This window comes from Cyanobacterium stanieri LEGE 03274 (genome assembly GCF_015207825.1).
Lineage (GTDB): Bacteria > Cyanobacteriota > Cyanobacteriia > Cyanobacteriales > Cyanobacteriaceae > Cyanobacterium > Cyanobacterium stanieri_B.
In genome coordinates this window covers 101,730-127,578 of sequence record NZ_JADEWC010000006.1, presented here as the reverse complement: position 1 = coordinate 127,578, position 25,849 = coordinate 101,730, and the positions used below count along the sequence as shown (strand labels likewise).

Sequence of the window (25,849 nt, the reverse complement as noted above, 5' to 3'; positions counted from 1 at the left end):
CCCTAACCCATCCCCCCCAATACCCCAAAATATCTTCCCCCCCCATGAAATATTTAAAGAAGAAAAAATATCCCTCGGTGCTTTACAAAAAACCAGCTTACCCATTAAAGAAGTAACCTATGTTTCCATCGGTGGCGGGTTAGGTAGTTTTGCTTATGTAGATCATCTACGCATAGCAGGAGTACCCAAAGAAAAAATCGCCGTTATCGGTTTAAATTCTCTTCCCTACGGTAGATACGAAAGATTATTACGCAACTGTCAAATATTCCGTTACAAAAGAATTAGATCAGGCTCAGACTCATGCCCCGATAACCTCTGGGGTTGGCCTGGTTACGCCCTCAGAGAAGCATGGCAAGAACTCTTATCAGGACATCTTAACCAAGCATTTACCTGTCTATGGCAAGTATTTGCCGAACCTGTTTTAGCCGACACCTACACCCCCATTGCGGATAACGTTTTTCACTCCATAGATCGAGAAACCCAGCGCATCGGTTGGCCACAAATATTTAGCCAAGGCAGTGCTAGAGCCATTCGCAAAACAGAAGATGGACGCTATTGTATTGCCTATTCTGCCAGTAAATTCGGGCAAACTGATCATCGTTTTATCATTGCTGACTTTGTCCACATTTGCACAGGTTATCCAGCCCTAAAACTTCTTCCCGACTTACAACGTTATCGAGATAATACAGGTGATCTAAAATCGGTCGTCCAAGGATACGAACCCCATGACCATGTTTATGAACAGTTAGAAAAAAAAGGGGGAACTGTAATTATTCGAGGATCTGGGATTGTGGCTTCCCAAATTATGGATCGACTTTACTTAGTTTACAAAATTAATCCACACCTAAAAATTATTCACATGAATCGAGAACCAAGAAGGGGTAATCAATATGGCATGGCTCAACGGGGGGTAGAAAATGATTGGGAATTTCAGCCCTATAATTGGCCAAAAGCAACTTGGGGAGGTGATATGCGTAAAATGTTAGAAGAAGCGACCCCTCATCGACGACGGGAACTATTACAAATCTGGGGAGGAACAACCACCAGTAGTCGTAAGCCTTGGCGTCAAATTATCAAACAAGGTTTACAAGAGGGATGGTATGAAATTAAATACGGATTAGTTAAGGACGTAAAGCCTGATATTAATGGGGGAGTCATTAGCACTTTATTAACTAATAAGGGTGAAAATACTATCCATGCTGATTTTATTATTGACTGTACCGGATTGGTTTCTGATCCTCTTCAAAGCCCATTATTAAATGATTTAGTGCATCATTATCAATTACCGTTAAATATTCAAGGCAGATTAGATGTTGCCAATGATTTTGAAATCCCTAAAATGCGAAATGGTAATGGCAAGGTTTATGCAAACGGTATCATCACCCTTGGTGGCCCCTATGCTGGGGTGGATACTTTTTTAGGTTTACAATATTCTGCCCATCGTATTATTGAAAGTTTAGCTCTTTTGAATGCTCCTGATGTGGGTTATATTGTGGGGCTTTATTCTTTGATGCAGTGGTATAGGTGGGCAAATAATCAAGAGCCTTAATTGGAGTTTACTAAAAAATTATTTTTACTTTTATTGGTGGATTTATTTTCCCAAGTTATTTTTTGTCACATTTAAACATTCTAAAAATTTAGTTGTTATGTTACCTACATTATTTGGACGTTGGCAAACCAGGTTATTTCTTTTAGCAACGGTGGGTATGGTTTCTAGTTTCCCATTCTATTTAGGTTTGGGAGGACATGGGGGAGATTTGGTTTATTTTTTTGTGCTGTTATATGTGGCAATCTTTGGTATTTTATGGGATTTACTTTATGATTATTTACAGCGATTTTTATGGGATCATGATTGGCCTGGGATTTTACAATTGGGGGCTGGAATTGTGGAAGGATTATTTTTATTTTTTTTGATTAAGGTGGTGGGTTTACCATGGATTGATGGTGATAGTTTTGATGGGTTAATTTTTTTGATCCATTACGGCTTGGTGTGGTTAAGCAATTATATTTGTGCTTGGGTAATCATGCGTCTTTTGTTTACAAGCTGGAGGTTTAGAGGCGGTGAGTGGTTTGGGAAATGGCCTTATAAAAATGGTTAGTTAGAGGATAGTTTTTCAATTTCAGCGATCGCATCTTGGTAACTAGCATTATTATTCTCTTGTTGATACAAAAGAGCTGCTCTACCAAAATCGGCAAGGGCGCTTTGATTTTCCCCTAAGTCACGATGACACAAAGCACGATTGTAATAAGAGTTAGGATAATCAGGATTAATTTCCAAGGCTCTGTTGTAATCGGCGATCGCCTCTGAACATGAATTTAAATTATAGTAAGATATACCTCGATTATTATAGGCAAGAACATTATTACTATCAATTTCTAGGGCTTGGGTATAATCGGCGATCGCCTCTTGATATTCACCTAAATTATTATGGGCATTACCCCGATAATAATAAGCATTATCATTATTGGGCTCAAGATTAAGGGCTTGATCAAAATTACTAATAGCACTCTCATAATCCCCCAAACTATTGTAAGAAAGCCCCCTATTACTATAAGCCAAAGTATATTCAGGATTTAATTCAATAGCCCTAGTATAACTGGCGATCGCATCCTCAAACCTTTCTAAACGATCATAAGCAACCCCCAAATTATTATGCGCAAGAACATAATTAGGATTAATCTCAAGCACCTGAGTATAATCAGCGATCGCCCGATCATAATCCTCCAAACTAGCATAAAGAATACCCCGATTATTATAAGCATCTAAATATTCAGGATCAATTTCAATGGCCTGGGTGTAATCGGCGATCGCCCGATCATAATCCTCCAAATCAGCATAGGTCAAACCACGATTATAAAAAGCATCCACATAATCACCATTAATCTCAATAGCCCTTGTATATTGCTCAATGGCCTGTGCGTAATCCTGCCTATCACGAAGAAAATTTCCCTGATTATAAAAATCTTCCGCCTCACCTAAATCAACAGAATCATCCCCATCAACCTCCACTGCCCTATCAGGAGAATCTTCCACCTCCTCCACCCCACTGAGATTTTCCACACCATCCATTTCCGAAGTACCAGAATTTACCCTGGCAAATCGCAGAAAATTAAAATCCCCCAACAACCAAACAACCCCCAACAAAACTACCCCAGCCCCAATAATCAACTTATTACGATGATGGGCCAAACTTCCCCCCGTAACCCCCTTACTCAAATTAATATTTCCCACCTGTCTAGTAGCCTCAGCTGCCGAAACGGGAGCAACCCTCTTAGTCACTATTTCTTGAGTGGTAGTCAATATTTTTTGCACCAAACTACCCTTACTTGCACGAGTTTGCAATCTTTGATTAAGATTATCCAAATCTTTAAGAATCGCTTCCGTATTATTTGGTCTATCTTGAGGAAATTTTGCCATCAAATGATCAATAAAATCCAACAATGGCTTATCCACATTCTCTGTCTCCTGTCTCCAACTTAAAATATCCTTATAAGGATCATATAAAGAAGAAGGATGTTGCGCCGTCAATAAATAAACAAAGGTTCGCCCTAAGGCAAAAAAGTCCGACTGTACCACCGATTGACCGTTTTGTTGCTCATTGGGAGTATAGCCAGTGGAAACAATACCTGTTAATTGTTGCCCCTCCATTTTTTGATAGTAGGTTTGAGTTTCTTCCCTTGCCGTACCAAAATCAATCAACACCAATTCACCACTATTACGCATCATGATATTGGCCGGTTTTATGTCTCGATGAAACCAATTATGTTCATGGATTTTTTGCAAAATTAAAGTAACTTCTTTTAACCACTTTAAGGCTTGTTTTTGGCTGATTTTATCGTTTTTTTGTACCCATTTTTCTAAATCCATCCCATCTACTTTTTCCATCACCAAACAATATAAATTCTTCTCATCCCTCGGTTGATACTCGAAGAAATCTTCTGCTTGGGGAATTCCCTTAATATTTTCCTTGGTTAAAGTAAGTAATACTTCGTATTCCCTTTCAAATAATTCCACTGCCTTGGGTTGTTTATTCCATCTCCTTTGTAAAACCTTTAATATTTTTGGTTCAAATCCTTCAAAGACTTCATAAACTATACCAAATCCACTATCATCGCTAAGTAAACGACTAACCCTATATTTTCCATTTAAAAGTAATTCTGAGCCACAACTATAACAGTAACGGCTAGTAGGGTTATTATTATCAGGATGATCAGGTTGAGGACAACGGGGATTGATACAGTAGCAGGGTTTCATCTTCTTTAAAATATATTGTTTTAGAAGCAAAAAAAGACTTGGGGTTATTGATTATAATAACAACTGCTTTTGAATCTATTAATGTTTTTTACACCCTGTTTTTAATTTTTAATAAAAAACTTCAGATTATCCATTGTTAATCATTTTTAAAAAATACAATTAAAAACAAAAATAATACAAACTTTGCTTTAAAATCACATTCAGTCTTAATTTCCCGTATTATAGAAAATAAGGGTTAAAATAACCTATTAGACATCAAGAAGATCTTTACATAATCATCCATGGCAACTAAAGAATCCGTCACTGTCAATGTAGAAAAAAATCAAGACTATTGGGAGCAAATTCCCGAGCCCGCTGAAATGTCATTCTTTGACCATCTCGAAGAATTAAGAACCCGTCTTTTTATTAGTCTTATTTCTGTATTGGTAGGTGCGATCGCCTGTTTTGCCTTCGTTCGCCCCATTGTTGGTTGGCTAGAAATCCCCGCTCAAGGGGTTAAATTTCTACAACTAGCCCCCGGAGAATTCTTTTTCGTCTCTTTTCAAGTGGCAGGTTATACAGGGATTTTAGTGGCAAGTCCCATGATTATTTATCAAATAGTCCAATTTGTTGTACCTGGATTAACCAGAAAAGAAAGAAAACTTCTCGCCCCTGTCGTATTCGGTTCAAGTATCCTATTTTTTGTTGGCTTAGGTTTTGCCTATTTTTTACTTATTCCCGCAGCCCTTAACTTTTTTATAAGCTACGGCGGAGATGTGGTAGAGCAGTCTTGGTCTATTGATCGATATTTTAAATTTGTTTTATCCCTCATGTTTTTTACGGGGTTAACCTTTCAAATTCCCATTATTCAACTGTTACTCGGTCAACTAAACTTAGTATCTTCCCAACAAATGTTATCAGGATGGCGTATAGTCATATTAGGAGCAGTAATCATCGGGGCGATCGTCACCCCATCCACCGACCCCCTAACTCAATGTCTCCTTGGTGGAGCCGTTTTAGCCCTCTATTTTGGCGGTATTGCCACCGTAAAATTAATTGGAAAATAAACTATTGCGGTATTGTCCGTTAATGGTTTATAATGTTTGTTTGTGACGAAAAAAGATAAACTAGCCTCCTAAAGATACTGGAAATTTTTATTAGAATTTTTAAGTCTATTAGGGTAGAAAAGGCTCTTTACTACACCTTCAAGCAGGTTAGTAAGTTTAAAGAATGTCTGTTCATAATGGAAAAAAGAACCGATTTAATGAAAGTTGCCATGCAACCAAATTAAATTAACTTTTACCCTGCAGACAGTTACTCATCAGCAAGAAAGAATATCTTTCCCTGAAAATAACCCTGTTGTTTAGTAATTTAGAGGGATACATCCCGTGAGCTTAGGCATACTAGGTACAAAACTAGGCATGACCACCGTTTTTGACCAAGAAACAGGAGTAGCAATTCCTGTAACTGTGGTACAAGCAGGACCATGTCGAGTTACTCAAATCAAAACTAAAGAAAAAGACGGTTATGTAGCGCTCCAACTCGGTTATGACGAGTTGCCAGATCGCAAACGTAGCTTAAACACCAAAGAAGCAAAAGAAGTAAACAAATACTTAACCAGTGCCGAAGACGGTCACTTAAGTACCAAAGGACTTCCCGCTTTACGTCACCTCAAAGAATACCGTCTTGATGATGTTAGTTCCTATGAACTAGGACAAACCATCGGAGCAGATTTCTTCAACGAAGGTGATCTCGTTGATGTTGGCGGTAAAACCATCGGTAGAGGTTTTGCAGGTTATCAAAAACGCCATAATTTCAAAAGAGGTAATATGACCCACGGTTCTAAAAACCATCGTCTCCCCGGTTCTACTGGTGCAGGGACAACCCCCGGTCGTACTTACCCCGGAAAAAGAATGGCAGGTCGTTATGGTAACACCAATATCAAAGTTCGCAAACTTACCGTTGTTAAGGTAGATAGCGATCGCAACCTACTTCTTATCAAAGGAGCAATCCCTGGTAAAACAGGAAATTTAGTTAGTATTACTCCCGCCACCATTGTTGGGAAACAGTAAATTAACACACAGTTACAAAAAATATCAAATTAAAAATTATGGTTAATTGTGTAGTAAAAAATTGGCAAGGAGAACAAGTCGGCGAAGCGACCTTAGAAATGAGAATCGCCAAAGAAGAAAACGCCGAGCATATTGTTCACCGCGCCCTAGTACGTCAACTACATAATCAGCGTCAAGGCACAGCATCCACCAAAACCAGAGCCGAAGTGCGTGGTGGTGGTCGTAAACCCTGGCGACAAAAAGGAACAGGAAGAGCAAGAGCAGGATCCATCCGTTCACCCTTATGGCGTGGCGGTGGTGTTATCTTTGGACCCAAACCCAAAGACTACAATATGAAAATGAACCGTAAAGAAAGACGGTTAGCCCTCCGTACTGCCTTCATCAGCAGAAGCGAAGATTTAGTTGTCGTAGAAAACTTCAACCAACAAATCGAAGCTCCTAAAACCAAAACTATTTTAGAAGCCTTCAGCCGTTGGGGAGTTGATCAACACTGCAAAATCTTGTTAGTAGTAACCGAACCTACCTCCGACAACGTCTATTTGTCCGTCAGAAACCTTGGCAATGTCAAAATGATCAACCACGACGGTTTGAATATTTACGACATTCTTAACGCTGACAAAATAGTTGTTACCTCTGACGCATTAGCAAAAATACAGGAGGTTTACAATGCCGAATAAAAGATACGGAAAAACGACCGCAGTAAGAAAAAGCGAAGCTGAACTCGCCGATTTAATTATTCGCCCCATCGTTACCGAAAAAGCTACTTATATGATGGAAGATAATAAGTATGTCTTTGAGTGCGTAAAACAAGCGACTAAACCTCAAATCAGAGCAGCCATCGAGAGCTTATTTGAAGTCAAAGTGGTCAAAGTCAACACCATGAACCAACCTCGCAAAAAACGCAGAGTCGGTCAAAATGTAGGCTACAAACCACAATATAAAAAGGCTATTGTCACCCTTGCCGAGGGAGACTCCTTACAAAGCACATTCTTCCCTGATCTCTAAGGGAATTGTTCACCGAAAACTGATAAATATAACAGAACTATGGGTGTTCGCACATACAGACCATATACCCCCGGAAGAAGACAAGCAGTAACCTCTGACTTTTCCGAAATTACTAAAAGTACGCCAGAAAAGTCCTTAACGAAATACGTTCATAGAAAAAAAGGACGTAACAATCGTGGGGTTATCACCAGTCGCCACCGTGGAGGCGGTCACAAAAAACTATATCGTATCATCGATTTCAAAAGAGACAAGCGCGATATTAACGCCGAAGTCTTAGCCATTGAGTACGATCCAAACCGTAACGCTCGTATTGCCCTTGTGCAGTACGAAGATGGCGAAAAAAGATATATCTTAGCCCCTGCGGGAATCCAAATCGGAGCAACCATCGTTGCTAGTGAAGAGGCCCCTTACGAAATCGGTAACGCCTTACCTTTAGGTAAAATTCCTTTAGGTACTGAAATTCATAACATTGAAATGCGCGCTGGTAAAGGTGGTCAAATCGTCCGTGCCGCCGGTGGTTTTGCTCAGTTAATGGCAAAAGAAGGTGATTATGTCACCATCAAGCTACCTTCTAAAGAAGTACGTATGATTCGTAAAGAATGCTACGCTACTATCGGTCGAGTAGGAAATATCGAAGCCAGAAACCTCAAACTCGGAAAAGCTGGTAAAACAAGACACTTGGGTATTAGACCCCATGTAAGAGGAAGTGCGATGAACCCTGTAGATCACCCCCATGGTGGTGGTGAAGGACGCGCCCCCATTGGTCGTTCCGGCCCTGTTTCTCCTTGGGGTAAACCTGCTTTAGGTAAGAAAACTCGTAAGAAGAAGAAACTCAGCAACAAATATATCGTCCGTCGTCGTAACTCTAACAAGGGTAAATAAGACGGTTAGGAAGATAAAAACAGATATTTTCACTATCACAGTAAAAAAAGTTTATGAGTCGTTCATTAAAAAAAGGACCATTTATAGCCGATAGTCTGCTCTCCAAAATCGAAAAACTAAACGAAAAAGGAGAGAAGCAAGTAGTTAAAACTTGGTCAAGGGCTTCTACCATTCTCCCCCAAATGATCGGTCATACCATCGCTGTACATAACGGTCGTACCCACGTACCCGTTTTCGTATCCGAGCAAATGGTTGGTCATAAATTGGGAGAATTTGCTCCGACTCGCACCTTTAGAGGTCACGCTAAAAGTGACAAAAAGGCAAGAAGATAAAGCAGTCGGTTCAGGATTTTAGTTGATGAGTCTTCATCAATTTTCCTACTAGCAATATTAATTATTGAACAAACTATCATGCCGAAACAAAAGGAAAAAATCGAGGTTGATACCAGCCAAGAAGTAAAAGCGATCGCCCGTTACATCAGAATGTCACCCTCCAAGGTGAGAAGGGTATTAGATCAAATTCGTGGGCGTAGCTACCGAGAAGCATTAATTATTCTCGAATTCATGCCCTACAGAGCTTGTGAACCTATCATTAAAGTTCTTCGTTCTGCGGTTGCCAATGCCGAGCATAACCAAGGATTAGATCCCACCACCTTAGTAGTAAGCACCGCTTACGCCGATGGCGGCCCTACCTTAAAACGTTACCGCCCCCGCGCCCAAGGTCGTGCATATCAAATTCGTAAACGCACCTGCCACATCACCGTAGCAGTAGCACCCCAGGCATAGTAAACCACAAGAAAAGAACTAGAAAAATAATATGGGACAAAAAGTACATCCAGTGGGTTTTCGTCTCGGTATTACCAAAGAGCATTTATCTTGTTGGTATGCAGATCCGAAAGAATATCCCCAACTTCTTCAAGAAGACCATTTAATTCGTCAGTACATTGACAAAAACCTCAGTAATGCTTCCATTGCTGAAGTCAAAATTGACCGCAAAGCCGATCAAATCGACCTATCTATCCATACCGCCCGTCCTGGGGTAGTTGTGGGTAAAGGTGGCGCTGGCATCGAAAAACTACGCACTGATTTACAAGGTTTACTTAAAAATCAGCGTCAATTTCGTGTTAATGTCATCGAGGTTGCCAATGTTGATGCTAATGCCGCTCTCATGGCAGAATTTATCGCCTCTCAACTCGAGAGAAGGGTATCTTTTCGTCGTGTAGTCAGACAAGCTCTCCAAAGAGCCGAAAAAGCTGAAGTAAAAGGCATCAAGATTCAGGTGAGCGGACGTTTGAACGGTGCTGAAATTGCCCGTAGCGAGTGGATCAGAGAAGGACGTGTTCCCCTCCATACACTCCGTGCGGACATCGACTACTGTTACCGTACAGCTTCCACCATTTATGGAATCCTAGGCATCAAAGTCTGGATTTTTAAAGGTGAAGTTATCCCCGGTGAAGAAAACTTAGAAACCCCTGCACCTCGTGGTAATCGTGAGCGCAGACAGCCTCGTCGCCAAAAATTTGAAGACAGATCCGAGTAATTAGACTTCTCCATAAATTATTTTTCGTTGGCTTGTAGTAAAGGCTTTAGCCTTTAAAATGCCCATCATTGGAGATGTCCATAGCCCAAGTTTCATGTCTTAATTTTTTAAGCCCAAGCTCTTTTAGAGAGCAATTCTGAACTATTAACTGAAAACTATGTTAAGTCCAAGAAGAACGAAATTCCGTAAACAACATCGGGGCAGAATGACGGGGAATGCTTATAGAGGTAACTCCATTAATTTTGGGGATTACGCTCTACAAGCCATTGAACCCTGTTGGATCACCTCTCGCCAAATTGAGGCGGCACGTCGGGCTATTACCCGTTATGTGCGCCGTGGTGGTAAAATATGGATCCGCATTTTCCCCGACAAACCCGTTACTATGCGTCCTGCTGAAACCCGTATGGGTTCTGGTAAAGGTAACCCTGAATACTGGGTAGCCGTAGTAAAACCCGGTCGTATTATGTTTGAGATTGCTGGTATCCCTGAAGCTACCGCTAGAGAAGCAATGCGCCTCGCTGCTGCAAAACTTCCCATCAAAACTAAGTTTATTACCAGATCGGAGGAATACTAAGAAATTATGGCTTTTCCTAAAGTCGCAGATGCAAGAAAACTCAATGATGAGGAACTCGCTCAAGAGATCGTTAACGCCAAGAAAAAGCTCTTTCAACTAAGATTAGAGCAAACCACTGGTCGCCTCGAAACACCTCATCAATTTAAGCACACTAAACGTTGGATTGCTCAATTATTGACCGTTCAAGGTGAACGTCAAAGAGGAGTTTCCAACACTACTCAAGCATAAGGAGTGAGTAAATAATCCATGGCACAAAAAGAAAGAGTAGGGGTAGTAGTTAGCAACAAAATGGATAAAACCGCTGTTGTTGCCGTTGAAAACCGTTCCCCCCATCCTAAATACGGCAAAATTGTCGTTAAAACTAAAAAGTACAAAGCACACGATCCCGAAAATCAATGTCAAGAGGGCGATCGCGTGAGAATCAGAGAAACCCGTCCCCTCAGCAAAACCAAACGCTGGGAATTGGCGGAAATTATCAGCACTAAAGCTATTTAATGTTGGTTTTCGACCTTTTGCAATCAATTCACTAATAAAAATGATTCAACAACAAAGTTACCTAAACGTAGCCGATAACAGTGGCGCTCGTAAGATTATGTGCTTAAGAGTGTTATCCACCGGTAACTGTACTTACGGTGGCATCGGTGACGTAATTATTGCCGTCGTCAAGGATGCAATTCCTAATATGGCAGTGAAAAAATCTGACATCGTTCGCGCGGTAATCGTACGCACCAAACACTCTTTACGTCGTGAAAGCGGTATGAGCATTCGTTTTGATGACAATGCCGCCGTGATTATCAACAAAGATAACAACCCCAGAGGTACCCGTGTATTTGGTCCTGTGGCGAGGGAATTGCGCGATCGCAACTTCACCAAGATCATTTCTTTAGCTCCGGAGGTACTCTAAACCATGAGATCAGCAAATCAAAGCAAAACCACCCCCGCCAGACATAAAATGCACGTCAAAAAAGGTGATACCGTGCAAATCATCTCTGGCAAAGACAAGGGTAAAGTAGGAGAAATCCTCAGAGCCATCCCCAAAGATAGCACCGTCATCGTCAAAGGGGTTAACATCAGAACCAAACACGTCAAACCCCGTCAACAAGGGGAATCTGGTCAAATCACCACCTATGAAGCCCCCATTCATAGCTCCAAAGTAATGCTTTATTCTGAAAAAGAAAAAGTAGCTAGTCGCATTAGCTATGTCATTACTGAAGAAGGTAAAAAGGTGAGAAAATTGAAAAAAACTGGCGAAATCATTGATTAATTCAATGAGCATAACGGTACTACTTTATAACCATCAGTAACCAAAGCAATGTCAAGACTAAAAACTTATTATCAAGAAACTATCACTCCTAAACTCAAGGAGCAGTTTGGTTATACTAATATCCACCAAGTTCCTAAGATCACCAAAGTTGTTATCAATAGAGGTTTAGGAGAGGCTTCTCAGAACGCTAAAGCACTAGAGTCCTCACTTAGTGAACTAGCGATTATTACTGGACAAAAGCCCGTCGTTACCCGTGCTAAAAAGGCGATCGCAGGTTTTAAAATCCGTCAAGGAATGCCTGTAGGAGCCATGGTAACCTTAAGATCTGATAAAATGTACGCTTTCTTAGATCGTCTCATTAGCCTAGCATTACCTCGTATTCGTGACTTCCGTGGCGTAAGCCCCAAAAGTTTCGACGGTCGAGGAAACTACAGCTTAGGGGTGCGTGAACAGTTAATCTTCCCCGAAATCGAATACGACAGTATCGATCAAATTCGAGGTTTTGATATTTCCATTATCACCACCGCCAACACCGACGAAGAAGGGCGCGCATTACTAAAAGAGATGGGAATGCCCTTCCGTGACAAATAATATAAGGTAATAGAGGAAAAGAAGAAAGAATGCCAGCACACGACACCATATCAGATATGCTGACTCGTATTCGTAACGCTTGTGCCGTACGCCACCCGACCGTGGCAATCCCCAGCACTCGCATGACTCGCAGTATCGCTGAGGTATTAAAAACCGAAGGCTTTATCGGCACTTACGAAGAAGTCGGCGAAGGAGTAAAAAAAGACATCGTACTCTCCTTAAAATACAAAGGCAGAAATCGTCAGCCTATTATTCATAACATCCGTAGAGTAAGTACCCCCGGTTTAAGGGTTTATAGTAAGAAAAAAGACTTACCCAGAGTCCTCGGTGGTATTGGGGTAGCAATTATTTCTACTTCCCACGGCATCATGACCGACAGAGAAGCCAGAAAACAAGGTATCGGCGGAGAAATTCTCTGCTACATCTGGTAACAATTGACAATAAACAATGGACAATTAACAATAACTTAATTCCTAACCCCTGTGGTTTTGTAAACAGAATATTGAAAATTATTAGTTGTTTATTGCTTAGACAAATTCACAATTTAGAACTTAGAAATTAAATCATGTCTCGTATTGGAAAACGTCCCATAGCGATACCTGCCAAAGTAAACGTCGATATTAACGGTCAAAACGTTAGCGTTTCCGGCCCTAAAGGCAACCTGGCCAGAGAATTACCCTCTTTGGTTACCGTTGTCCAAGAAGGGGAAACCATCCAAGTAAACCGTGAAAACGACTCCCGCAAAGCTAGAGAAAGACACGGCCTATGCCGTACCCTCGTAGCCAACATGATTGACGGAGTCAGTCAAGGTTTCGAGAAAAAACTCGAAATTCAAGGGGTAGGTTATCGTGCCCAAGCACAAGGATCAAAATTAACCCTTAACGTCGGTTATTCTAAACCCGTAGAAATGCAAATGCCCGAAGGCATCTCCGTTGCTGTTAACAGCAATACCGAGGTCGTCGTCAGCGGTATTGATAAAGAATTAGTAGGCAACATGGCGGCGAAAATCCGTGCGGTTCGTCCTCCTGAAGTTTATAAAGGAAAAGGTATTCGCTACGCTGGTGAATATGTAAGACGTAAAGTAGGTAAAGCAGGTAAGAAATAATTATGACTATTAACCGTAAAAATCTAGTCCAACGTCGCCATCTTCGCATTCGCAAAAAAGTAACTGGCACCGCTGAACGCCCTCGTTTAGCCGTATTTCGTTCCAATTTACATATTTATGCTCAATTAATTGACGATGTAGCCCAACATACCTTGGCGAGCGCATCTACTTTGGATAAGGAATTAAGAGATAAACTTGGTTCTAGCTCCAACTGTGATGCTTCCGCTGAAGTTGGTAAATTAGTCGCTCAAAGAGCATTATCCAAAGGCATTGAGAAAGTAGTTTTTGACCGTGGTGGTAACTTATACCATGGACGAGTCAAGGCCTTAGCTGATGCCGCCCGTGAAACAGGTCTTAACTTTTAAGAGGAAATCATCATGGCAAAAGAGCGCGAACAAAAAGATCAACGCAAAGGCAAACAAAGAAAACGTAGAGAAAAAGACAACAGCTGGCAAGAAAGAGTGGTTCAAATCCGCCGTGTTAGTAAGGTTGTTAAAGGTGGTAAAAAACTTAGCTTCCGTGCGATCGTTGTTGTTGGCAACGAAAAAGGTCAGGTGGGAGTGGGAGTTGGTAAAGCAGGAGACGTAATTAATGCGGTTCGTAAAGCTGTTACCGACGGTAAAAAACACCTTATCACCGTTAAAATCAACAAAGCTAGTTCTATTACCCATGTCAGCAATGGTGTAGCTGGTGGAGCAAAAGTATTCATGCGTCCCGCCGCTCCCGGTACTGGGGTAATTGCAGGGGGTGCCGTGCGTACCGTCTTAGAATTAGCAGGAATTAAAAATATTTTAGCTAAACAACAAGGATCTAATAATCCTCTCAATAACGCTCGTGCGGCGGTTAATGCCCTTGAGCAAATCCGTAGTTTCTCTGAGGCTGCCCAAGAGAGAGATATTCCTTTAGAACAAATTTATTCATAAGCCCATTGCTAAATAGTAATAACTATGAGACTTCATAATATTGGACCCAAACCCTCATCTAAAAAGCGTCGTCGCCGTATCGGTAGAGGTATTTCTGCTGGACAGGGTGCAAGTGGCGGTTTTGGGATGAGAGGTCAAAAATCTCGTTCTGGTACTGGTACTAAACCGGGTTTTGAAGGGGGACAAATGCCCCTTTACAGACGAGTACCTAAGTTAAAACACTTTACTGTTGTCAATCGTAAGGAATACACCATTATTAACGTAGAAAAGTTGGCAGGTTTACCTGCTAATTCTGAAGTTACCCTAGAATCTTTAATGGATGCGGGTATCATCACCACCAATGATGGTCCTTTAAAAGTTTTAGGTAATGGAGATTTAGGAGTTGCTTTAACTGTTAAGGCGGCTGCTTGGTCTAAATCTGCTCAGGAGAAAATTGAGACCGCTGGTGGTTCAATTTCCGCCCCTGACCATGGCAATACTGATCAATAAATGTCAAGATACTAAGGGGAGAGGTCAAATAATTGATAGGAAGTGATTGACAATTGATGGTTAATTACTTTTAACTTAAATTTAGACGGTTATTTATTTAACTTAAGTTCTGAATAAGAACTATCAGTCTGATTAGGTTTGAGGATTCTGATTGCAGGTTACAAGTTGTTAACTGTCAATTGTCCATTGTTTGACCCTTAATTGTAATTTATTCACCATCATTATATTGATATTTTAAATCATGGTTGTCAGCAGAGAAAAAACACCTACTGCTCAGGAAACCTTCATGCAAATGGCACAAGCCGCAGGGCTTCGCAGTCGTTTGCTTATTACGGTAGGTTTATTAATTGTAGTTCGTTTGGGAATTTATATTCCCATACCAGGTATTGATCGTGATGCTTTTGAAGCGGCGGTTCAAAATTTACCTTTTTTAGGTTTTTTAGATCTCTTCACGGGGGGCGGTTTGGCTACTGTGGGGATTTTTGCGTTGGGAATTTTACCTTACATTAATGCTTCTATCATCATTCAACTTTTAACTTCTGCGATTCCTGCTTTAGAGGATTTACAGAAAAATGAAGGGGAAGCCGGACGCCGTAAAATTGCCCAAATCACCCGTTATGTGGCTCTTGGTTGGGCGATAATTCAATCCACAGGTATTACTATCGGTTTATTACGCCCCTATGCAGTGGATAATAGTCCTATTTTTATTGTTGAAACAGTACTGGCTCTGGCTGCTGGTTCAATGTTTGTGATGTGGGTGTCTGAGTTAATTACTGAAAGGGGTTTAGGAAATGGTGCTTCTTTGTTGATTTTTGTCAACATTGTAGCGGTATTACCCCGTACTTTGGGTAATACTATCGATTATGCTCAAACTGGAGGGCGGGAGGCGATCGCCCAGGTTGTCTTACTCATCCTTGTTTTCTTGGTCATGATCGTGGGTATTGTCTTTGTACAGGAAGGAACTCGTCGTATTCCTATCATTTCTGCCCGGCGTCAAGTGGGGCGCCGCTTATACCGTGAGCGCACCAGTTACCTACCTTTAAGACTTAATCAAGGTGGGGTAATGCCGATCATTTTCGCTTCTGCGGTTTTGGTTTTACCATCTTCTGTGGCAGGATTTGCCGATGGTACACCTTTCAACAGTTTTATTAACAACGTGGCTTTAGCACTACGTCCAGGTTCTATCTGGTATGTGGTTGTTTACTCTGTGTTAATTATCTTCTTCAGTTATTTTTATGCTTCTTTGATTTCTAATCCTGAAGACATTGCCCAAAACTTGAAGAAAATGGGGTCTAGTATCCCCGGGATTCGCCCGGGTAAAGCTACTGTGGCTTACATTGAAGGGGTTTTAAATCGTTTAACTTTATTGGGGGCGATTTTCTTAACCATCGTGGCCACTGTGCCTACTTTTGTGGAAAGCGCGACGGGAGTAACTACTTTCCAAGGTTTCGGTGCTACTTCTTTACTGATTTTGGTGGGGGTTGCCATTGATACTGCGAAACAGGTTCAAACCTATGTTATCTCTCAACGTTATGAAGGTATGGTTAAAGACTAAAGTCTTTTCCCCTCTTTTGGGGGGCTTTACTATTCCTTTTTTCTTTGGTGTGATTTATACGCCATCTGATATTTGATTCTGATAAGTAAATATTTCATTGTCAATTGTCAATTATCAATTATCAATTACGAAAACATGACTAGATTAATTTTTTTAGGAGCTCCAGGGGCAGGAAAGGGTACTCAGGCTGAGATTTTGGCAAAAGGTTTGAGTATTCCCCACATTTCTACTGGAGATATTTTACGGAGTGCGATCGCCCAGCAGACTCCTTTAGGAATCAAAGCTAAATCCTATGTGGATAACGGCGATTTAGTACCCGATGAGTTAATCCTTGATCTAATCAAAGATAGATTGAGTCAAGATGATGCTCAGAAAGGTTGGATTTTAGACGGTTTCCCCCGTAATGTTCCCCAAGCGGAGTTTCTTTCCACTCTCTTGAGGGGATTAGATCAAAATTGTACGGCAGTAATTAACCTCGCAGTACCTGATTCTACTTTAATGCAAAGGCTTTTAGGTCGTGGCAGAAAAGACGACAACGAGGAAACCATCGCCAACCGTTTAGAGGTTTACCGTCAGAAAACTGCTCCCCTCATTGATTTTTATCAACATACAGGGTTATTGAAAACAGTTAATGGCGATCGCACCTTAGAAGAAATCAGTACCGACTTACAAACAATAGTGAAATCCTAACCATAACCGTAATTTCTTAAAACAAAGAGATTTGGTATGATCAACAAGGATTTAAAAAATATAAAGAGGACTATTGTATGTCAAAAAAAGATCTGATTGAAATGGAAGGCACCGTAACAGAATCCTTGCCTAACGCCATGTTTCGTGTGGACTTAGATAATGGATTTAACGTACTTGCCCATATCGCCGGGAAGATTAGACGTAATTACATCAAAATTTTACCGGGCGATCGTGTCAAAGTAGAACTCACGCCCTATGATTTGAGTAAAGGAAGAATTACTTATCGTCTCAAAGGGAAAAAATAATATTTATTTTCAGATTCAAATTCAACAAATCGAGAGGAAAATTCAAAGAATTATTTTTTAATCATTATAAAAATGTTAGAGAATCATGACATAAAAAAGCTCTCGGAAAACCGTTGAAAACAGCTGAAAATAGGTAAATTAGTATATTTGACACAAAAATAAAATATTGTTATAATTAAAGGCTTGCAGTGTAAACTAATACTATGAAAGTTAGAGCATCAGTCAAAAAAATCTGTGACAAATGCCGTGTAATCCGCCGTAAAGGGCGAGTTATGGTAATTTGCGAAAACCCAAAACATAAACAACGCCAAGGGTAAACTTTAACCACAAGTTTAACCTAAGAAAACCAAAAGTTGACCAAATTGGGAAAAAATAAAGAAACAAAAGGAAACTATTAGACATGGCACGGATATCCGGTATTGACTTACCTCGTGATAAACGAGTAGAAATAGGACTAACCTACTTATACGGCATCGGTTTAGTAACCTCACAAAAAATCTTAGCTGCCACAGGAGTAAATCCTGATACCAGAGTTAAAGATTTAAGTGACGAAGATATTGCTAAACTCAGAGCCCATATCGAAGAAAATTATCAAATAGAAGGGGATTTGCGTCGTTTAGAAGCGATGAACATCAAGCGACTAGGGGATATTGGCACCTACCGTGGTCGTCGTCATCGTCAGGGTTTACCCGTCAGAGGGCAAAGAACCAAAACCAACGCCAGAACCCGTAGAGGTCGCAGAGTTGCTATTGCAGGGAAGAAAAAAGCTCCTAAGAAATAAAATATTGTTTATGTGGAAGCAAAAACATATAGGCGGAAAAACGTTGCATCCAAATATTGTTATTCTTCCCTTAGCGATTTCCCAGAGGAGAAAAAAAATTAGTGCCTAAAAGTAGAAATTAGATTAATTAACAACCAGAACTAAATTAAACAAATTCAGTAAAAGAGGTAAAAAAACCATGGCAAAACCCACAAAACGGGGAGGTCCAAAAAAACAAAAGAAAAATATTCCTAGTGGTACTGCTTACATCAAATCCACATTTAACAATACCATTGTTACTATTACCGACACCACTGGCAACGTAATCTCTTGGGCAACTGCGGGATCTAGTGGTTTTAAAGGCGCAAAAAAAGGAACTCCTTTCGCGGCTCAAACCGCTGCCGACAGCGCCGCTCGTACCGCCATGGATAACGGTATGAAACAAGTAGAAGTGATGGTCAGTGGACCAGGGGCAGGAAGAGAAACCGCCATTAGAGCATTACAAGGAGCAGGATTAGAAATCACTTTAATTCGTGACATCACCCCCATTCCTCACAATGGTTGTCGTCCTCCGAAAAGAAGAAGAGTATAGTTTTGTTTCCAGTCCTATTTATGCTGTTATCACGACCACTAATTAGGATCAATCAACAGAACTGTTACTTATCAAAACTCAAATCCAAACCTGACTTCATACATCGAGGAAATAATCACTGTGGCTGTGTTTAAAATAGACTGTTTAGAAAATAAAACTCAAAAAAATCAAGGTCAATACGGAAAGTTTGTCCTAGAACCTTTGGAAAGAGGTCAGGGCATTACCGTTGGTAACTCCTTGAGAAGGGTTCTTTTATCTAACTTAGAGGGTGCAGCAGTGACTGCCGTAAGAATTGCGGGGGTTAACCACGAGTTTGCTGTGATTGACGGGGTGAGGGAAGATGTGTTGGAAATTATGCTAAACATGAAAGAACTCGTGTTTAAGAGCTACAGTGACACACCCCAAATCGGTCGTTTGGTGGCAACAGGTCCTGACACGGTAACCGCCGCTCAGTTCAGTTTACCATCAGAGATTGAGATAATTGAACCAAATCACTATATTTGTACCTTGGGCAAGGGTGCAAAATTAGAAATGGAATTTAAGGTAGAAAAAGGTAGGGGTTATCGTGCCATTGAGAAAGGTAATGATGAAACTTCTTCCCTTGATTTTCTGCAAATAGATTCAGTATTTATGCCTGTTTCTAAGGTTAACTTTACGGTGGAAGAAGTACGCCATGAAGGACAGTTAGCGGATCGCTTAATTTTAGAAATCTGGACTAATGGCAGTATGAAACCTGAGGAAGCTCTTTCTGAGGCGGCCTCTATTTTAATAGGTTTATTTACTCCCTTAGAAGATGTGGATAACATCAGAGGAAAAACTGAGGTTCAACCCGTAGAGGAAGATCCTACCAGTCAAATTCCCATTGAAGAATTAAATCTATCTGTAAGGGCTTACAACTGTCTAAAACGGGCTCAAATTAATACCGTGGCAGATTTACTTGAGTATTCCCAAGATGATTTATTAGAAATCAAAAACTTTGGTCAAAAGTCAGCAGAGGAAGTTATAGAGGCTTTACAACAGCGTCTAGGCATCACTTTAGCGGAAGGGAAGGCTAAAGATGTGACGGGGGATTTGATTGATAATCAAGAGCCTGTTGCGACACCCTAGGGTTATCAATCTTGTTTTTGAACAGTAATCTAAGATCAAAAAATCTTTATTTATCATTTATTAAGGAGGAAATCCATGAGACATCGTCGTAAGGTAGCCCAGTTGGGTTTACCTGCTGATCAAAGAAAGGCTCTTTTAAGGGCTTTGACTACTCAGTTATTGAGAGAAGGGGAAATTGTAACTACCAAGGCTCGTGCTAAGGCTGTTCGTTCTACTGCGGATAAAATGATCACTTTAGCTAAGGATGGTTCTGTGGCAGCTCGTAGAAGAGCTTTAGGCTTCATCTATGATAAGGATTTAGTTAATGATATTTTTGCTAAAGCAGCGGAACGTTATGGCAACCGTAACGGTGGTTATACCCGTTTAATTCGTACTAAAAACCGTCGTGGGGATAATGCTGAAATGGCTATCCTTCAGTTAGTATAGTTATTTCTTTGGCTATTGATCTGATGAATTCTTCTAACCTTGACTTAAAAAGAATTGCTTTGGTAGTTCAGTATATCGGTACTAACTTTCATGGTTGGCAAAGACAACCTCATCATCGTAGCATACAGGAAGAAATTGAAACGGCGATCGCCCTTACCCTTGGTCATGATGTAACCATTCATGGAGCAGGTAGGACAGATAGTGGAGTCCATGGAGCGGCTCAGGTGGCTCACTTTGATGCGGTATCAAGTATTCCCCCCGAACGTTGGGCAAAGGTGTTAAATACTCGCCTAGGGGATGATGTTTTGATCAGAGCATCGGCAGAGGTTAGCCAAGACTGGCACGCTTGTTTTTCCGCTTTAGCTCGTCGTTATCGTTATACTATATATACTGGGAAAATTCCCAATTTATTCTTAAAACCCTTTACTTGGCATTACTATCATCACCCCTTAGATGCGGAAATCATGGCAGAGGCTTTACAACCTTTGTTAGGGACTCATGATTTTAGTGCTTTTCGCCGTGCAGGTTCTCCCCGTCCCCATTCTTTTTTAGAAGTTCAAGATGTCTCCTGCCAAAGAATCAAAGACTTAATCCATATTGAGATTCAAGCCAGTGGTTTTTTGTATGGTATGGTGCGCTTGTTAGTAGGATTGTTAGTGGAGGTAGGATCTAGAGTGCGATCGCCCTTAGAATTTAAAAACATTTGGGTCAATCAACGTCGAGATCTTGTCAAATACTCAGCACCAGCCAAGGGACTATGCTTTTTAAGAGTTCATTATCCAGAGTTTCCCATCCCCGAATCGGTGTGGTATAACAGTCAACCTATTTTTACTTTTAGTTAAAATTGACCATCAAATAAAATGAATAAAACAACAGTACCCAAAATAGAAGACATCGATAAAAAGTGGTTCGTTGTCGATGCCGAAAATCAACGTCTAGGACGTTTAGCCACCGAAATTGCTAACGTTTTAAGAGGTAAAAACAAACCTAACTTTACTCCCCACCTAGATACAGGAGACTTCGTTATCGTTGTTAACGCCGAAAAAGTTGTAGTAACTGGTAACAAAAGCTCCCAAAAATTATACCGTCGCCATTCAGGGCGCCCAGGCGGTATGAAAACTGAAACCTTTGAAAAATTACAAAACCGCATTCCCGAAAGAATTATCGAAGTGGCAGTTAAAGGAATGCTTCCTAAAAATAGCTTAGGACGTAGTTTATTTACTAAACTTAAAGTTTACACCGGGCCTAGTCATCCCCATGAGGCACAACAACCCGAAGCATTAAACATCCAAACCATTCCCGCAGGAGGTAAATAAGAATGTCTGATAAAGTAGTTTACTTAGGAACAGGTCGCCGTAAGGCTTCCGTTGCTCGTGTTCGTTTAGTTCCAGGATCTGGATCAATTACGGTTAATGGAAAAGATGCTGTTGATTATTTTCAACAAATTCAAGGATACATTCAAGCTGTAAAAGCTCCCCTCGAAACCCTAGGTTTAGAAAGTGAATATGACATTTTAGTTAATGCCCATGGTGGTGGTTTAACTGGTCAGTCGGATGCGGTTAAATTAGGAGTAGCTAGGGCTTTATGTCAGCTTGATCCTGAAAATCGTCAACCCCTAAAAACCGAAGGTTATTTAACCCGTGATCCCCGTGCGAAAGAGCGTAAGAAATACGGTTTACGTAAAGCCCGTAAAGCTCCTCAATTCTCTAAACGTTAATATTATTTACGGAGGTTTTAGGTACTGCTATATTAACGATTTGGTTAATTGAAGTGTACTTAAACTCCTTTTTAATATTTTGTTCATTTTCATAATTTATTATCAATTTATAGTTAGGAGAAAATAATGCCTAAGTCTGGAATTCATCCTGAATGGTATCCCGATGCCAAAGTAATTTGTAACGGTGAAGTCGTTATGCACGTTGGTTCTACTAGACCCGAAATTAATGTGGAGGTTTGGTCTGGAAACCATCCTTTTTATACTGGAACTCAAAAAATTATTGACGCTGAAGGTCGTGTGGATCGTTTCTTACGTAAATACGGTATGCTCTCAGGGAATCAACCCAAAGAGAATAAAACCGAAGAAAATAAATAGTTTTGACCTTATTGCTACTATTCAAACCCTTCTCTTATTTTGAGGGGGGTTTTTTATATTGGAGTTTCTGAATTTATACAAAACAAACTAAACCACCATAATATGATGCCAAATCCGATTCAGAAAACATATCATCACTCCCCTTGCAATGAATTACAAGGCTAACAGATAGTTTATCGTTCAATAAATTGACCTGAGGTATATTTTGATTCACGGATTTAGTATGATTTAGCAAATCCTTATTTATTGATTGGTAAAACTAACTCATCTGGATCTAGAATAAATACAGTTATTTGGTTCTCATTTTCCTCAATCATTGTTACATGGGAAGCTATTTTAAAAGTATCCGCTTGACGATAGGATGGGGGTAATGCTCTGATATTGTCGGGGGAAACATCATATAAACTCGGGGTGTTGCTTACGATGATGCCAAACTTTTCTCCAGTGCTGTTGGTAACAAGGAGTAAGTATTTTTTGTCTTCTCCTTTAAAGGTACTCGGGGTATTAAAAAATTTTTTGTGTAAGTCAATGACAGTTATTTCTTCTCCTTCTATGGTAGCCATGCCGTAGTGATTTAAACCGCTACTGTAGATGGTGGAAAAATTGACTACCTTTTGGACAACGTCTATATGAAAAGCTGTGTTGAGTTTACCAATGGGAAAACTTAGTAGTTTTATTTTACTTACTACGGTATTAGGTTCGGGGGAAGATAGGTTGGCAAGATTCATGAACTTAGTGTTTTATTGTTAGATATTTTTGTAAACCACAGCACCATCACTATGTCTATTGTACCCACAAATTAACTGCTCTGTTTCTAGTTTCAATAATGTTTCTTTAACGATGGTGGGGCTTAATTCTGTGGCGATAATTAAGTCGGAAACGGTCATTTCTCCTTGTTTTTTAATAGCTTTAAGAATTTGAAGTTCGAGGCTCTGAGGTTGGGGATTATTGGGGGGTGATAGAGGTAATTGGTTTTGGATTAGGCTAAAAGGTAGGGGGTTATTTCCAGTCTGGGAACTCTGGGCGATCGCCAATTTGTCCCGTGCATGACGAACAGAAATAATATTTTCAATGGTGCCACCTACGGCAACTACCCCCCAGATGTCTTCAAAGTCTGGTTCTTCTACCATGGCAAAAAAGATGAAAAAAGTAATGGCAGCCGCCCAATAACGATTAGTATATAGGTAGCCGAATGGAGAGAAAAGAAATGTTAAAATTCCTGTAACAAAAAGATTTTTTTTTGCTCTTTTTTCGAGGTTATATAGTTTCTCAAGATTTTTTTCACCCATGGTATTAACCTCAACTTACTATAGTTTTATTTTAACATTTATCTTTTTTTTTCCAATATTTTTTATGTAAAGTTTTATTTTGTTTTTTAATAAGAATTAATATCAAATAGTAAGCAAGAATAGAAAGGGTTAGTCCGACAAAAAAAGAACCTGTTAAGAGTGTTACGGTAATTTCTGCCCCTGAATCAGCTAAATTTTGCCATGACTCGGAATTAAATTCATCTAGGTTATTGATGGAAATTTGAAAAATATTTTCGAGGATAAATAAACCAATTTGATAATTGAATAAAAAGATAGGAACATAGGTAAAAGGGTTACTAATCCAAGTACCCATCATAGCGGTTGCTTTATTTGCTCTTAAAATAATTGCTAATAGTAAAGCGACGATCATTTGTAAACCAAAAAAAGGAAAACTACCTGTAAAAACACCGATAGCAAAACCACGGGCGATCGCCTTTGGCTTTTCTTTAACCCTTAAAATACGTAAAATAAAATATTGATAATAACGTTTAATAAATGATTTTTTTGGCTTTTTCTTCAAGGAAATATCTTTTTTTTCAGAAAGATTATGAATAGATTTTGATTTATTTTTTAGCATTGAGCTATAATATAAATGTTGTTTTTAATATATTTATCTTTATAGACAAAATATAAACATGATAGGTTTATTTTTAAGATTATAATAACAAATTATTTTCATAGTAAAAGTTGAGTAACCCTTGACATTTTCGACTTTCCCGATTTTCTCAGATAAATAATATTGTCGATATTCTATTTTCTCTTCAATGACAACTAACAAGCAAATTCCCCTATTTCCACCCCGTACCGTCGATGAATTAGTGGCTGATATTGAATTGCTCACCGCAGAAATTCAAGAACTATATTGTCAAGATCAAGTACCGTGGATAATTGGATATAGTGGCGGTAAAGATAGCTCCTGTATTTTACAATTAATCTGGAGTGCGATCGCCCTGTTGCCCCCCAAAAAAAGACAAAAAAAAGTTTACGTCATTACCAACGATACCTTTGTGGAAAATCCCATCGTATCCCATTGGGTAAAAGGCTGTATTAACACCATCAACCAATCAGCCCAAGAACAAAATATGCCCTTCATTGCCCATATTACCCACCCTGTCGTTAAAGACACCTTCTGGGTATGCCTCATCGGAAAAGGCTACCCTGCCCCCCGCCAAGGCTTTCGCTGGTGTACCGATAGAATGAAAATTCAACCAGCGAATCAATTTATTAGGGAAACTGTCCGAGCCAATGGAGAAGTTATTCTCGTATTAGGCACTCGTAAAGCAGAAAGTACCACCCGCAAAAAAAATATGGAAAAACATGAAAAAGGTAGATTTAGAGCTAGATTAAATATCAATTCTCGTTTACCTAACTCCTATATTTATACCCCCATCGAAGATTGGCGCACCGATGAAGTGTGGATGTATTTACTTCAATGGCAAAATCCATGGGGAGGAGATAATCAAGACTTATTCACCATGTATCGAGGCGCTACCGCCGACAACGAATGTCCTTTAGTAGTGGATACATCAACCCCTAGTTGTGGGGATTCTCGCTTTGGTTGTTGGGTGTGTACCATGGTAAGCAAAGATAAATCCATGGAAGCCATGATTCAAAATGACGAAGATAAAGAATGGTTACAACCTCTGTTAGATTTGAGAAATGAATTAGATATTCGGGATGATCGAGATAAAAGAGATTTTAGGCGTATTTATGGTAAAGTCGAGCTTTTTGAGCGTAATATCGATGGAGAAACCACCGTACAAAATATCCCTGGCCCTTATTTAAAACAATGGCGAGAATATTGGTTAACCAAAGTCTTAGAAGCCCAAATGAGTATTAGAAATAATGCTCCCCCCGAATTTCGTGACATAGATTTAATCTCCATTGCTGAATTGAGTGAAATTAGAAAAATTTGGCTAGAGGAAAAACACGAATTTGATGATAGCTTACCCCGTATTTACCAAGAAATAATTGGCGAAGAATTTCCAGATCCTCGTATCGGTGCAGGTAATTCCCTTTTAGGTTCAGAGGAATGGCAAACCCTAGAGGAATTGTGCGAAGGAGATAGTATGCACCTAGAATTAATGACTCGTTTATTAGATACTGAAAGACAATATGTCACCAAAGTTCGTCGTGTGGGTATTTATCAAGCCCTTGAAAAATGTTTTCACACAAGTTCTCGTTCTCAAGAAGAGGCGATCGCCAATGCCGAGTACATTAGAGAGGTCAAAAATGCAGCTAAAAAAGGGGATATAAAAGAATTACAACAGAAACTCTCTTGGGGCAAAATGAAGTTTAACGGAAAACAGTAAAGGTGTAAATAATGGACAAGTG

The 25,849-nt window shown here is 40.0% G+C and carries 38 protein-coding genes; 34 read left to right on the top strand and 4 right to left on the bottom strand.

What is annotated here, in order from left to right; translation table 11 throughout:
- Both IQ215_RS04550 and IQ215_RS04545 read left to right on the top strand, forming a co-directional pair.
- On the top strand, nucleotides 1-1,549 hold a 1,549-nt coding region (locus IQ215_RS04550), incomplete at its 5' end, for a hypothetical protein (RefSeq protein ID WP_193800121.1).
- A 97-nt stretch (nucleotides 1,550-1,646) separates the two neighbouring features.
- A complete protein-coding gene (locus IQ215_RS04545) occupies nucleotides 1,647-2,099 on the top strand; it encodes a hypothetical protein (protein WP_193800120.1) in 453 nt (150 codons plus the stop codon).
- On the opposite strand, the gene IQ215_RS04540 is transcribed toward IQ215_RS04545, so the two are convergent.
- Entirely contained in the window at nucleotides 2,096-4,255 is a 2,160-nt protein-coding gene (locus IQ215_RS04540) for a tetratricopeptide repeat protein (RefSeq protein ID WP_193800119.1), read from the bottom strand. The two genes, IQ215_RS04545 and IQ215_RS04540, sit on opposite strands and share 4 nt — an antisense overlap.
- 281 nt (nucleotides 4,256-4,536) lie before the next feature.
- Between IQ215_RS04540 and tatC the strand changes: the two genes are divergently transcribed.
- From tatC to rpmE, 31 genes are all read left to right on the top strand, one after another.
- Nucleotides 4,537-5,301 (top strand): twin-arginine translocase subunit TatC, encoded by a 765-nt coding sequence (gene tatC / locus IQ215_RS04535; protein ID WP_193800118.1) that lies wholly within the window; start codon nucleotides 4,537-4,539, stop codon nucleotides 5,299-5,301.
- 321 nt (nucleotides 5,302-5,622) lie between these two features.
- The gene (gene rplC, locus IQ215_RS04530; RefSeq protein ID WP_193800117.1) at nucleotides 5,623-6,306 is read left to right on the top strand and encodes a 50S ribosomal protein L3; all 684 of its coding nucleotides are present in this window, start codon (nucleotides 5,623-5,625) and stop codon (nucleotides 6,304-6,306) included.
- A gap of 38 nt (nucleotides 6,307-6,344) precedes the next feature.
- Entirely contained in the window at nucleotides 6,345-6,983 is a 639-nt protein-coding gene (rplD, locus tag IQ215_RS04525; RefSeq protein ID WP_193800116.1) for a 50S ribosomal protein L4, read from the top strand.
- Nucleotides 6,973-7,311 (top strand): 50S ribosomal protein L23, encoded by a 339-nt coding sequence (locus tag IQ215_RS04520; protein ID WP_015223459.1) that lies wholly within the window; start codon nucleotides 6,973-6,975, stop codon nucleotides 7,309-7,311. Before rplD ends, IQ215_RS04520 begins: the two co-directional genes overlap by 11 nt.
- A gap of 39 nt (nucleotides 7,312-7,350) precedes the next feature.
- Nucleotides 7,351-8,193: a 50S ribosomal protein L2 gene (rplB, locus tag IQ215_RS04515; RefSeq protein WP_015223458.1), complete on the top strand. Its 843-nt coding sequence runs from the start codon at nucleotides 7,351-7,353 to the stop codon at nucleotides 8,191-8,193.
- A 53-nt stretch (nucleotides 8,194-8,246) separates the two neighbouring features.
- Entirely contained in the window at nucleotides 8,247-8,525 is a 279-nt protein-coding gene (gene rpsS / locus IQ215_RS04510; RefSeq protein ID WP_015223457.1) for a 30S ribosomal protein S19, read from the top strand.
- A gap of 99 nt (nucleotides 8,526-8,624) precedes the next feature.
- Nucleotides 8,625-8,978 (top strand): 50S ribosomal protein L22, encoded by a 354-nt coding sequence (rplV, locus tag IQ215_RS04505; protein ID WP_041234889.1) that lies wholly within the window; start codon nucleotides 8,625-8,627, stop codon nucleotides 8,976-8,978.
- A 31-nt stretch (nucleotides 8,979-9,009) separates the two neighbouring features.
- The gene (gene rpsC / locus IQ215_RS04500) at nucleotides 9,010-9,732 is read left to right on the top strand and encodes a 30S ribosomal protein S3 (protein WP_015223455.1); all 723 of its coding nucleotides are present in this window, start codon (nucleotides 9,010-9,012) and stop codon (nucleotides 9,730-9,732) included.
- Nucleotides 9,733-9,889: 157 nt separating this feature from the next.
- A complete protein-coding gene (rplP, locus tag IQ215_RS04495; protein WP_015223454.1) occupies nucleotides 9,890-10,306 on the top strand; it encodes a 50S ribosomal protein L16 in 417 nt (138 codons plus the stop codon).
- A 6-nt stretch (nucleotides 10,307-10,312) separates the two neighbouring features.
- Nucleotides 10,313-10,534, top strand: coding sequence for a 50S ribosomal protein L29 (rpmC, locus tag IQ215_RS04490; protein WP_015223453.1), 222 nt, complete (start codon nucleotides 10,313-10,315; stop codon nucleotides 10,532-10,534).
- An 18-nt stretch (nucleotides 10,535-10,552) separates the two neighbouring features.
- Nucleotides 10,553-10,801 (top strand): 30S ribosomal protein S17, encoded by a 249-nt coding sequence (gene rpsQ, locus IQ215_RS04485; RefSeq protein WP_015223452.1) that lies wholly within the window; start codon nucleotides 10,553-10,555, stop codon nucleotides 10,799-10,801.
- 40 nt (nucleotides 10,802-10,841) lie between these two features.
- Nucleotides 10,842-11,210, top strand: coding sequence for a 50S ribosomal protein L14 (gene rplN / locus IQ215_RS04480; RefSeq protein WP_015223451.1), 369 nt, complete (start codon nucleotides 10,842-10,844; stop codon nucleotides 11,208-11,210).
- A 3-nt stretch (nucleotides 11,211-11,213) separates the two neighbouring features.
- Nucleotides 11,214-11,570 (top strand): 50S ribosomal protein L24, encoded by a 357-nt coding sequence (gene rplX / locus IQ215_RS04475; protein WP_015223450.1) that lies wholly within the window; start codon nucleotides 11,214-11,216, stop codon nucleotides 11,568-11,570.
- A gap of 48 nt (nucleotides 11,571-11,618) precedes the next feature.
- Nucleotides 11,619-12,161 carry a 50S ribosomal protein L5 gene (rplE, locus tag IQ215_RS04470; RefSeq protein WP_015223449.1) on the top strand — a complete coding sequence of 181 codons (543 nt, stop codon included), beginning with the start codon at nucleotides 11,619-11,621 and terminating at the stop codon, nucleotides 12,159-12,161.
- Between the two features lie 29 nt (nucleotides 12,162-12,190).
- Complete coding sequence (gene rpsH, locus IQ215_RS04465; protein WP_015223448.1) at nucleotides 12,191-12,592, top strand: 30S ribosomal protein S8; 402 nt, start codon at nucleotides 12,191-12,193, stop codon at nucleotides 12,590-12,592.
- Nucleotides 12,593-12,726: 134 nt separating this feature from the next.
- Nucleotides 12,727-13,266: a 50S ribosomal protein L6 gene (gene rplF, locus IQ215_RS04460; protein ID WP_015223447.1), complete on the top strand. Its 540-nt coding sequence runs from the start codon at nucleotides 12,727-12,729 to the stop codon at nucleotides 13,264-13,266.
- Nucleotides 13,267-13,268: 2 nt separating this feature from the next.
- On the top strand, nucleotides 13,269-13,631 hold the full coding sequence (gene rplR, locus IQ215_RS04455; RefSeq protein WP_015223446.1) for a 50S ribosomal protein L18: 363 nt from the start codon (nucleotides 13,269-13,271) through the stop codon (nucleotides 13,629-13,631).
- Nucleotides 13,632-13,643: 12 nt separating this feature from the next.
- On the top strand, nucleotides 13,644-14,189 hold the full coding sequence (gene rpsE / locus IQ215_RS04450; RefSeq protein WP_015223445.1) for a 30S ribosomal protein S5: 546 nt from the start codon (nucleotides 13,644-13,646) through the stop codon (nucleotides 14,187-14,189).
- Between the two features lie 24 nt (nucleotides 14,190-14,213).
- On the top strand, nucleotides 14,214-14,678 hold the full coding sequence (rplO, locus tag IQ215_RS04445; RefSeq protein WP_193800115.1) for a 50S ribosomal protein L15: 465 nt from the start codon (nucleotides 14,214-14,216) through the stop codon (nucleotides 14,676-14,678).
- Between the two features lie 241 nt (nucleotides 14,679-14,919).
- On the top strand, nucleotides 14,920-16,233 hold the full coding sequence (gene secY, locus IQ215_RS04440; RefSeq protein WP_193800114.1) for a preprotein translocase subunit SecY: 1,314 nt from the start codon (nucleotides 14,920-14,922) through the stop codon (nucleotides 16,231-16,233).
- A gap of 135 nt (nucleotides 16,234-16,368) precedes the next feature.
- Entirely contained in the window at nucleotides 16,369-16,923 is a 555-nt protein-coding gene (locus IQ215_RS04435; protein ID WP_193800113.1) for an adenylate kinase, read from the top strand.
- A 77-nt stretch (nucleotides 16,924-17,000) separates the two neighbouring features.
- Nucleotides 17,001-17,228, top strand: a complete 228-nt coding sequence (gene infA / locus IQ215_RS04430) for a translation initiation factor IF-1 (RefSeq protein WP_193800112.1) — start codon at nucleotides 17,001-17,003, stop codon at nucleotides 17,226-17,228.
- Between the two features lie 203 nt (nucleotides 17,229-17,431).
- Nucleotides 17,432-17,545: a 50S ribosomal protein L36 gene (rpmJ, locus tag IQ215_RS04425; RefSeq protein ID WP_015223440.1), complete on the top strand. Its 114-nt coding sequence runs from the start codon at nucleotides 17,432-17,434 to the stop codon at nucleotides 17,543-17,545.
- Nucleotides 17,546-17,628: 83 nt separating this feature from the next.
- A complete protein-coding gene (gene rpsM, locus IQ215_RS04420; RefSeq protein ID WP_015223439.1) occupies nucleotides 17,629-18,009 on the top strand; it encodes a 30S ribosomal protein S13 in 381 nt (126 codons plus the stop codon).
- 178 nt (nucleotides 18,010-18,187) lie between these two features.
- Nucleotides 18,188-18,580 (top strand): 30S ribosomal protein S11, encoded by a 393-nt coding sequence (gene rpsK / locus IQ215_RS04415; RefSeq protein ID WP_015223438.1) that lies wholly within the window; start codon nucleotides 18,188-18,190, stop codon nucleotides 18,578-18,580.
- Between the two features lie 120 nt (nucleotides 18,581-18,700).
- Nucleotides 18,701-19,687, top strand: a complete 987-nt coding sequence (locus IQ215_RS04410; RefSeq protein ID WP_193800111.1) for a DNA-directed RNA polymerase subunit alpha — start codon at nucleotides 18,701-18,703, stop codon at nucleotides 19,685-19,687.
- A 75-nt stretch (nucleotides 19,688-19,762) separates the two neighbouring features.
- Entirely contained in the window at nucleotides 19,763-20,113 is a 351-nt protein-coding gene (gene rplQ / locus IQ215_RS04405; protein ID WP_193800110.1) for a 50S ribosomal protein L17, read from the top strand.
- 23 nt (nucleotides 20,114-20,136) lie between these two features.
- Nucleotides 20,137-20,955, top strand: coding sequence for a tRNA pseudouridine(38-40) synthase TruA (gene truA, locus IQ215_RS04400; RefSeq protein WP_193800109.1), 819 nt, complete (start codon nucleotides 20,137-20,139; stop codon nucleotides 20,953-20,955).
- A gap of 18 nt (nucleotides 20,956-20,973) precedes the next feature.
- Complete coding sequence (gene rplM, locus IQ215_RS04395) at nucleotides 20,974-21,429, top strand: 50S ribosomal protein L13 (protein WP_193800108.1); 456 nt, start codon at nucleotides 20,974-20,976, stop codon at nucleotides 21,427-21,429.
- A 2-nt stretch (nucleotides 21,430-21,431) separates the two neighbouring features.
- A complete protein-coding gene (gene rpsI / locus IQ215_RS04390; protein WP_193800107.1) occupies nucleotides 21,432-21,830 on the top strand; it encodes a 30S ribosomal protein S9 in 399 nt (132 codons plus the stop codon).
- A 126-nt stretch (nucleotides 21,831-21,956) separates the two neighbouring features.
- Nucleotides 21,957-22,205, top strand: coding sequence for a 50S ribosomal protein L31 (gene rpmE / locus IQ215_RS04385; RefSeq protein WP_193800106.1), 249 nt, complete (start codon nucleotides 21,957-21,959; stop codon nucleotides 22,203-22,205).
- A gap of 239 nt (nucleotides 22,206-22,444) precedes the next feature.
- Here rpmE and IQ215_RS04380 read toward each other — a convergent pair whose 3' ends face one another.
- The 3 genes from IQ215_RS04380 to IQ215_RS04370 are packed head-to-tail and all read right to left on the bottom strand — an operon-like array spanning nucleotide 22,445 to nucleotide 24,092.
- Complete coding sequence (locus IQ215_RS04380) at nucleotides 22,445-22,933, bottom strand: chemotaxis protein CheW (protein ID WP_193800105.1); 489 nt, start codon at nucleotides 22,931-22,933, stop codon at nucleotides 22,445-22,447.
- A gap of 18 nt (nucleotides 22,934-22,951) precedes the next feature.
- Nucleotides 22,952-23,494 (bottom strand): hypothetical protein, encoded by a 543-nt coding sequence (locus IQ215_RS04375; RefSeq protein ID WP_193800104.1) that lies wholly within the window; start codon nucleotides 23,492-23,494, stop codon nucleotides 22,952-22,954.
- Between the two features lie 31 nt (nucleotides 23,495-23,525).
- On the bottom strand, nucleotides 23,526-24,092 hold the full coding sequence (locus IQ215_RS04370) for a DUF2062 domain-containing protein (RefSeq protein WP_193800103.1): 567 nt from the start codon (nucleotides 24,090-24,092) through the stop codon (nucleotides 23,526-23,528).
- 187 nt (nucleotides 24,093-24,279) lie between these two features.
- Between IQ215_RS04370 and dndC the strand changes: the two genes are divergently transcribed.
- Nucleotides 24,280-25,827, top strand: coding sequence for a DNA phosphorothioation system sulfurtransferase DndC (dndC, locus tag IQ215_RS04365; protein ID WP_193800102.1), 1,548 nt, complete (start codon nucleotides 24,280-24,282; stop codon nucleotides 25,825-25,827).
- Nucleotides 25,828-25,849 lie beyond the last annotated feature (22 nt).

Excerpts from the sequence above, each read along its gene's own strand:
- IQ215_RS04545 (WP_193800120.1), top strand. The coding sequence starts at position 1,647 with ATGTTACCTACATTATTTGGACGTTGGCAAACCAGGTTATTTCTTTTA.
- IQ215_RS04540 (WP_193800119.1), bottom strand. The coding sequence starts at position 4,255 with ATGAAACCCTGCTACTGTATCAATCCCCGTTGTCCTCAACCTGATCAT.
- tatC (WP_193800118.1), top strand. The coding sequence starts at position 4,537 with ATGGCAACTAAAGAATCCGTCACTGTCAATGTAGAAAAAAATCAAGAC.
- rplD (WP_193800116.1), top strand. The coding sequence starts at position 6,345 with ATGGTTAATTGTGTAGTAAAAAATTGGCAAGGAGAACAAGTCGGCGAA.
- IQ215_RS04520 (WP_015223459.1), top strand. The coding sequence starts at position 6,973 with ATGCCGAATAAAAGATACGGAAAAACGACCGCAGTAAGAAAAAGCGAA.
- rplB (WP_015223458.1), top strand. The coding sequence starts at position 7,351 with ATGGGTGTTCGCACATACAGACCATATACCCCCGGAAGAAGACAAGCA.
- rpsS (WP_015223457.1), top strand. The coding sequence starts at position 8,247 with ATGAGTCGTTCATTAAAAAAAGGACCATTTATAGCCGATAGTCTGCTC.
- rpsC (WP_015223455.1), top strand. The coding sequence starts at position 9,010 with ATGGGACAAAAAGTACATCCAGTGGGTTTTCGTCTCGGTATTACCAAA.
- rplP (WP_015223454.1), top strand. The coding sequence starts at position 9,890 with ATGTTAAGTCCAAGAAGAACGAAATTCCGTAAACAACATCGGGGCAGA.
- rpmC (WP_015223453.1), top strand. The coding sequence starts at position 10,313 with ATGGCTTTTCCTAAAGTCGCAGATGCAAGAAAACTCAATGATGAGGAA.
- rpsQ (WP_015223452.1), top strand. The coding sequence starts at position 10,553 with ATGGCACAAAAAGAAAGAGTAGGGGTAGTAGTTAGCAACAAAATGGAT.
- rplN (WP_015223451.1), top strand. The coding sequence starts at position 10,842 with ATGATTCAACAACAAAGTTACCTAAACGTAGCCGATAACAGTGGCGCT.
- rplX (WP_015223450.1), top strand. The coding sequence starts at position 11,214 with ATGAGATCAGCAAATCAAAGCAAAACCACCCCCGCCAGACATAAAATG.
- rplE (WP_015223449.1), top strand. The coding sequence starts at position 11,619 with ATGTCAAGACTAAAAACTTATTATCAAGAAACTATCACTCCTAAACTC.
- rpsH (WP_015223448.1), top strand. The coding sequence starts at position 12,191 with ATGCCAGCACACGACACCATATCAGATATGCTGACTCGTATTCGTAAC.
- rplF (WP_015223447.1), top strand. The coding sequence starts at position 12,727 with ATGTCTCGTATTGGAAAACGTCCCATAGCGATACCTGCCAAAGTAAAC.
- rplR (WP_015223446.1), top strand. The coding sequence starts at position 13,269 with ATGACTATTAACCGTAAAAATCTAGTCCAACGTCGCCATCTTCGCATT.
- rpsE (WP_015223445.1), top strand. The coding sequence starts at position 13,644 with ATGGCAAAAGAGCGCGAACAAAAAGATCAACGCAAAGGCAAACAAAGA.
- rplO (WP_193800115.1), top strand. The coding sequence starts at position 14,214 with ATGAGACTTCATAATATTGGACCCAAACCCTCATCTAAAAAGCGTCGT.
- secY (WP_193800114.1), top strand. The coding sequence starts at position 14,920 with ATGGTTGTCAGCAGAGAAAAAACACCTACTGCTCAGGAAACCTTCATG.
- IQ215_RS04435 (WP_193800113.1), top strand. The coding sequence starts at position 16,369 with ATGACTAGATTAATTTTTTTAGGAGCTCCAGGGGCAGGAAAGGGTACT.
- infA (WP_193800112.1), top strand. The coding sequence starts at position 17,001 with ATGTCAAAAAAAGATCTGATTGAAATGGAAGGCACCGTAACAGAATCC.
- rpmJ (WP_015223440.1), top strand. The coding sequence starts at position 17,432 with ATGAAAGTTAGAGCATCAGTCAAAAAAATCTGTGACAAATGCCGTGTA.
- rpsM (WP_015223439.1), top strand. The coding sequence starts at position 17,629 with ATGGCACGGATATCCGGTATTGACTTACCTCGTGATAAACGAGTAGAA.
- rpsK (WP_015223438.1), top strand. The coding sequence starts at position 18,188 with ATGGCAAAACCCACAAAACGGGGAGGTCCAAAAAAACAAAAGAAAAAT.
- rplQ (WP_193800110.1), top strand. The coding sequence starts at position 19,763 with ATGAGACATCGTCGTAAGGTAGCCCAGTTGGGTTTACCTGCTGATCAA.
- truA (WP_193800109.1), top strand. The coding sequence starts at position 20,137 with ATGAATTCTTCTAACCTTGACTTAAAAAGAATTGCTTTGGTAGTTCAG.
- rplM (WP_193800108.1), top strand. The coding sequence starts at position 20,974 with ATGAATAAAACAACAGTACCCAAAATAGAAGACATCGATAAAAAGTGG.
- rpsI (WP_193800107.1), top strand. The coding sequence starts at position 21,432 with ATGTCTGATAAAGTAGTTTACTTAGGAACAGGTCGCCGTAAGGCTTCC.
- rpmE (WP_193800106.1), top strand. The coding sequence starts at position 21,957 with ATGCCTAAGTCTGGAATTCATCCTGAATGGTATCCCGATGCCAAAGTA.
- IQ215_RS04380 (WP_193800105.1), bottom strand. The coding sequence starts at position 22,933 with ATGAATCTTGCCAACCTATCTTCCCCCGAACCTAATACCGTAGTAAGT.
- IQ215_RS04375 (WP_193800104.1), bottom strand. The coding sequence starts at position 23,494 with ATGGGTGAAAAAAATCTTGAGAAACTATATAACCTCGAAAAAAGAGCA.
- IQ215_RS04370 (WP_193800103.1), bottom strand. The coding sequence starts at position 24,092 with ATGCTAAAAAATAAATCAAAATCTATTCATAATCTTTCTGAAAAAAAA.
- dndC (WP_193800102.1), top strand. The coding sequence starts at position 24,280 with ATGACAACTAACAAGCAAATTCCCCTATTTCCACCCCGTACCGTCGAT.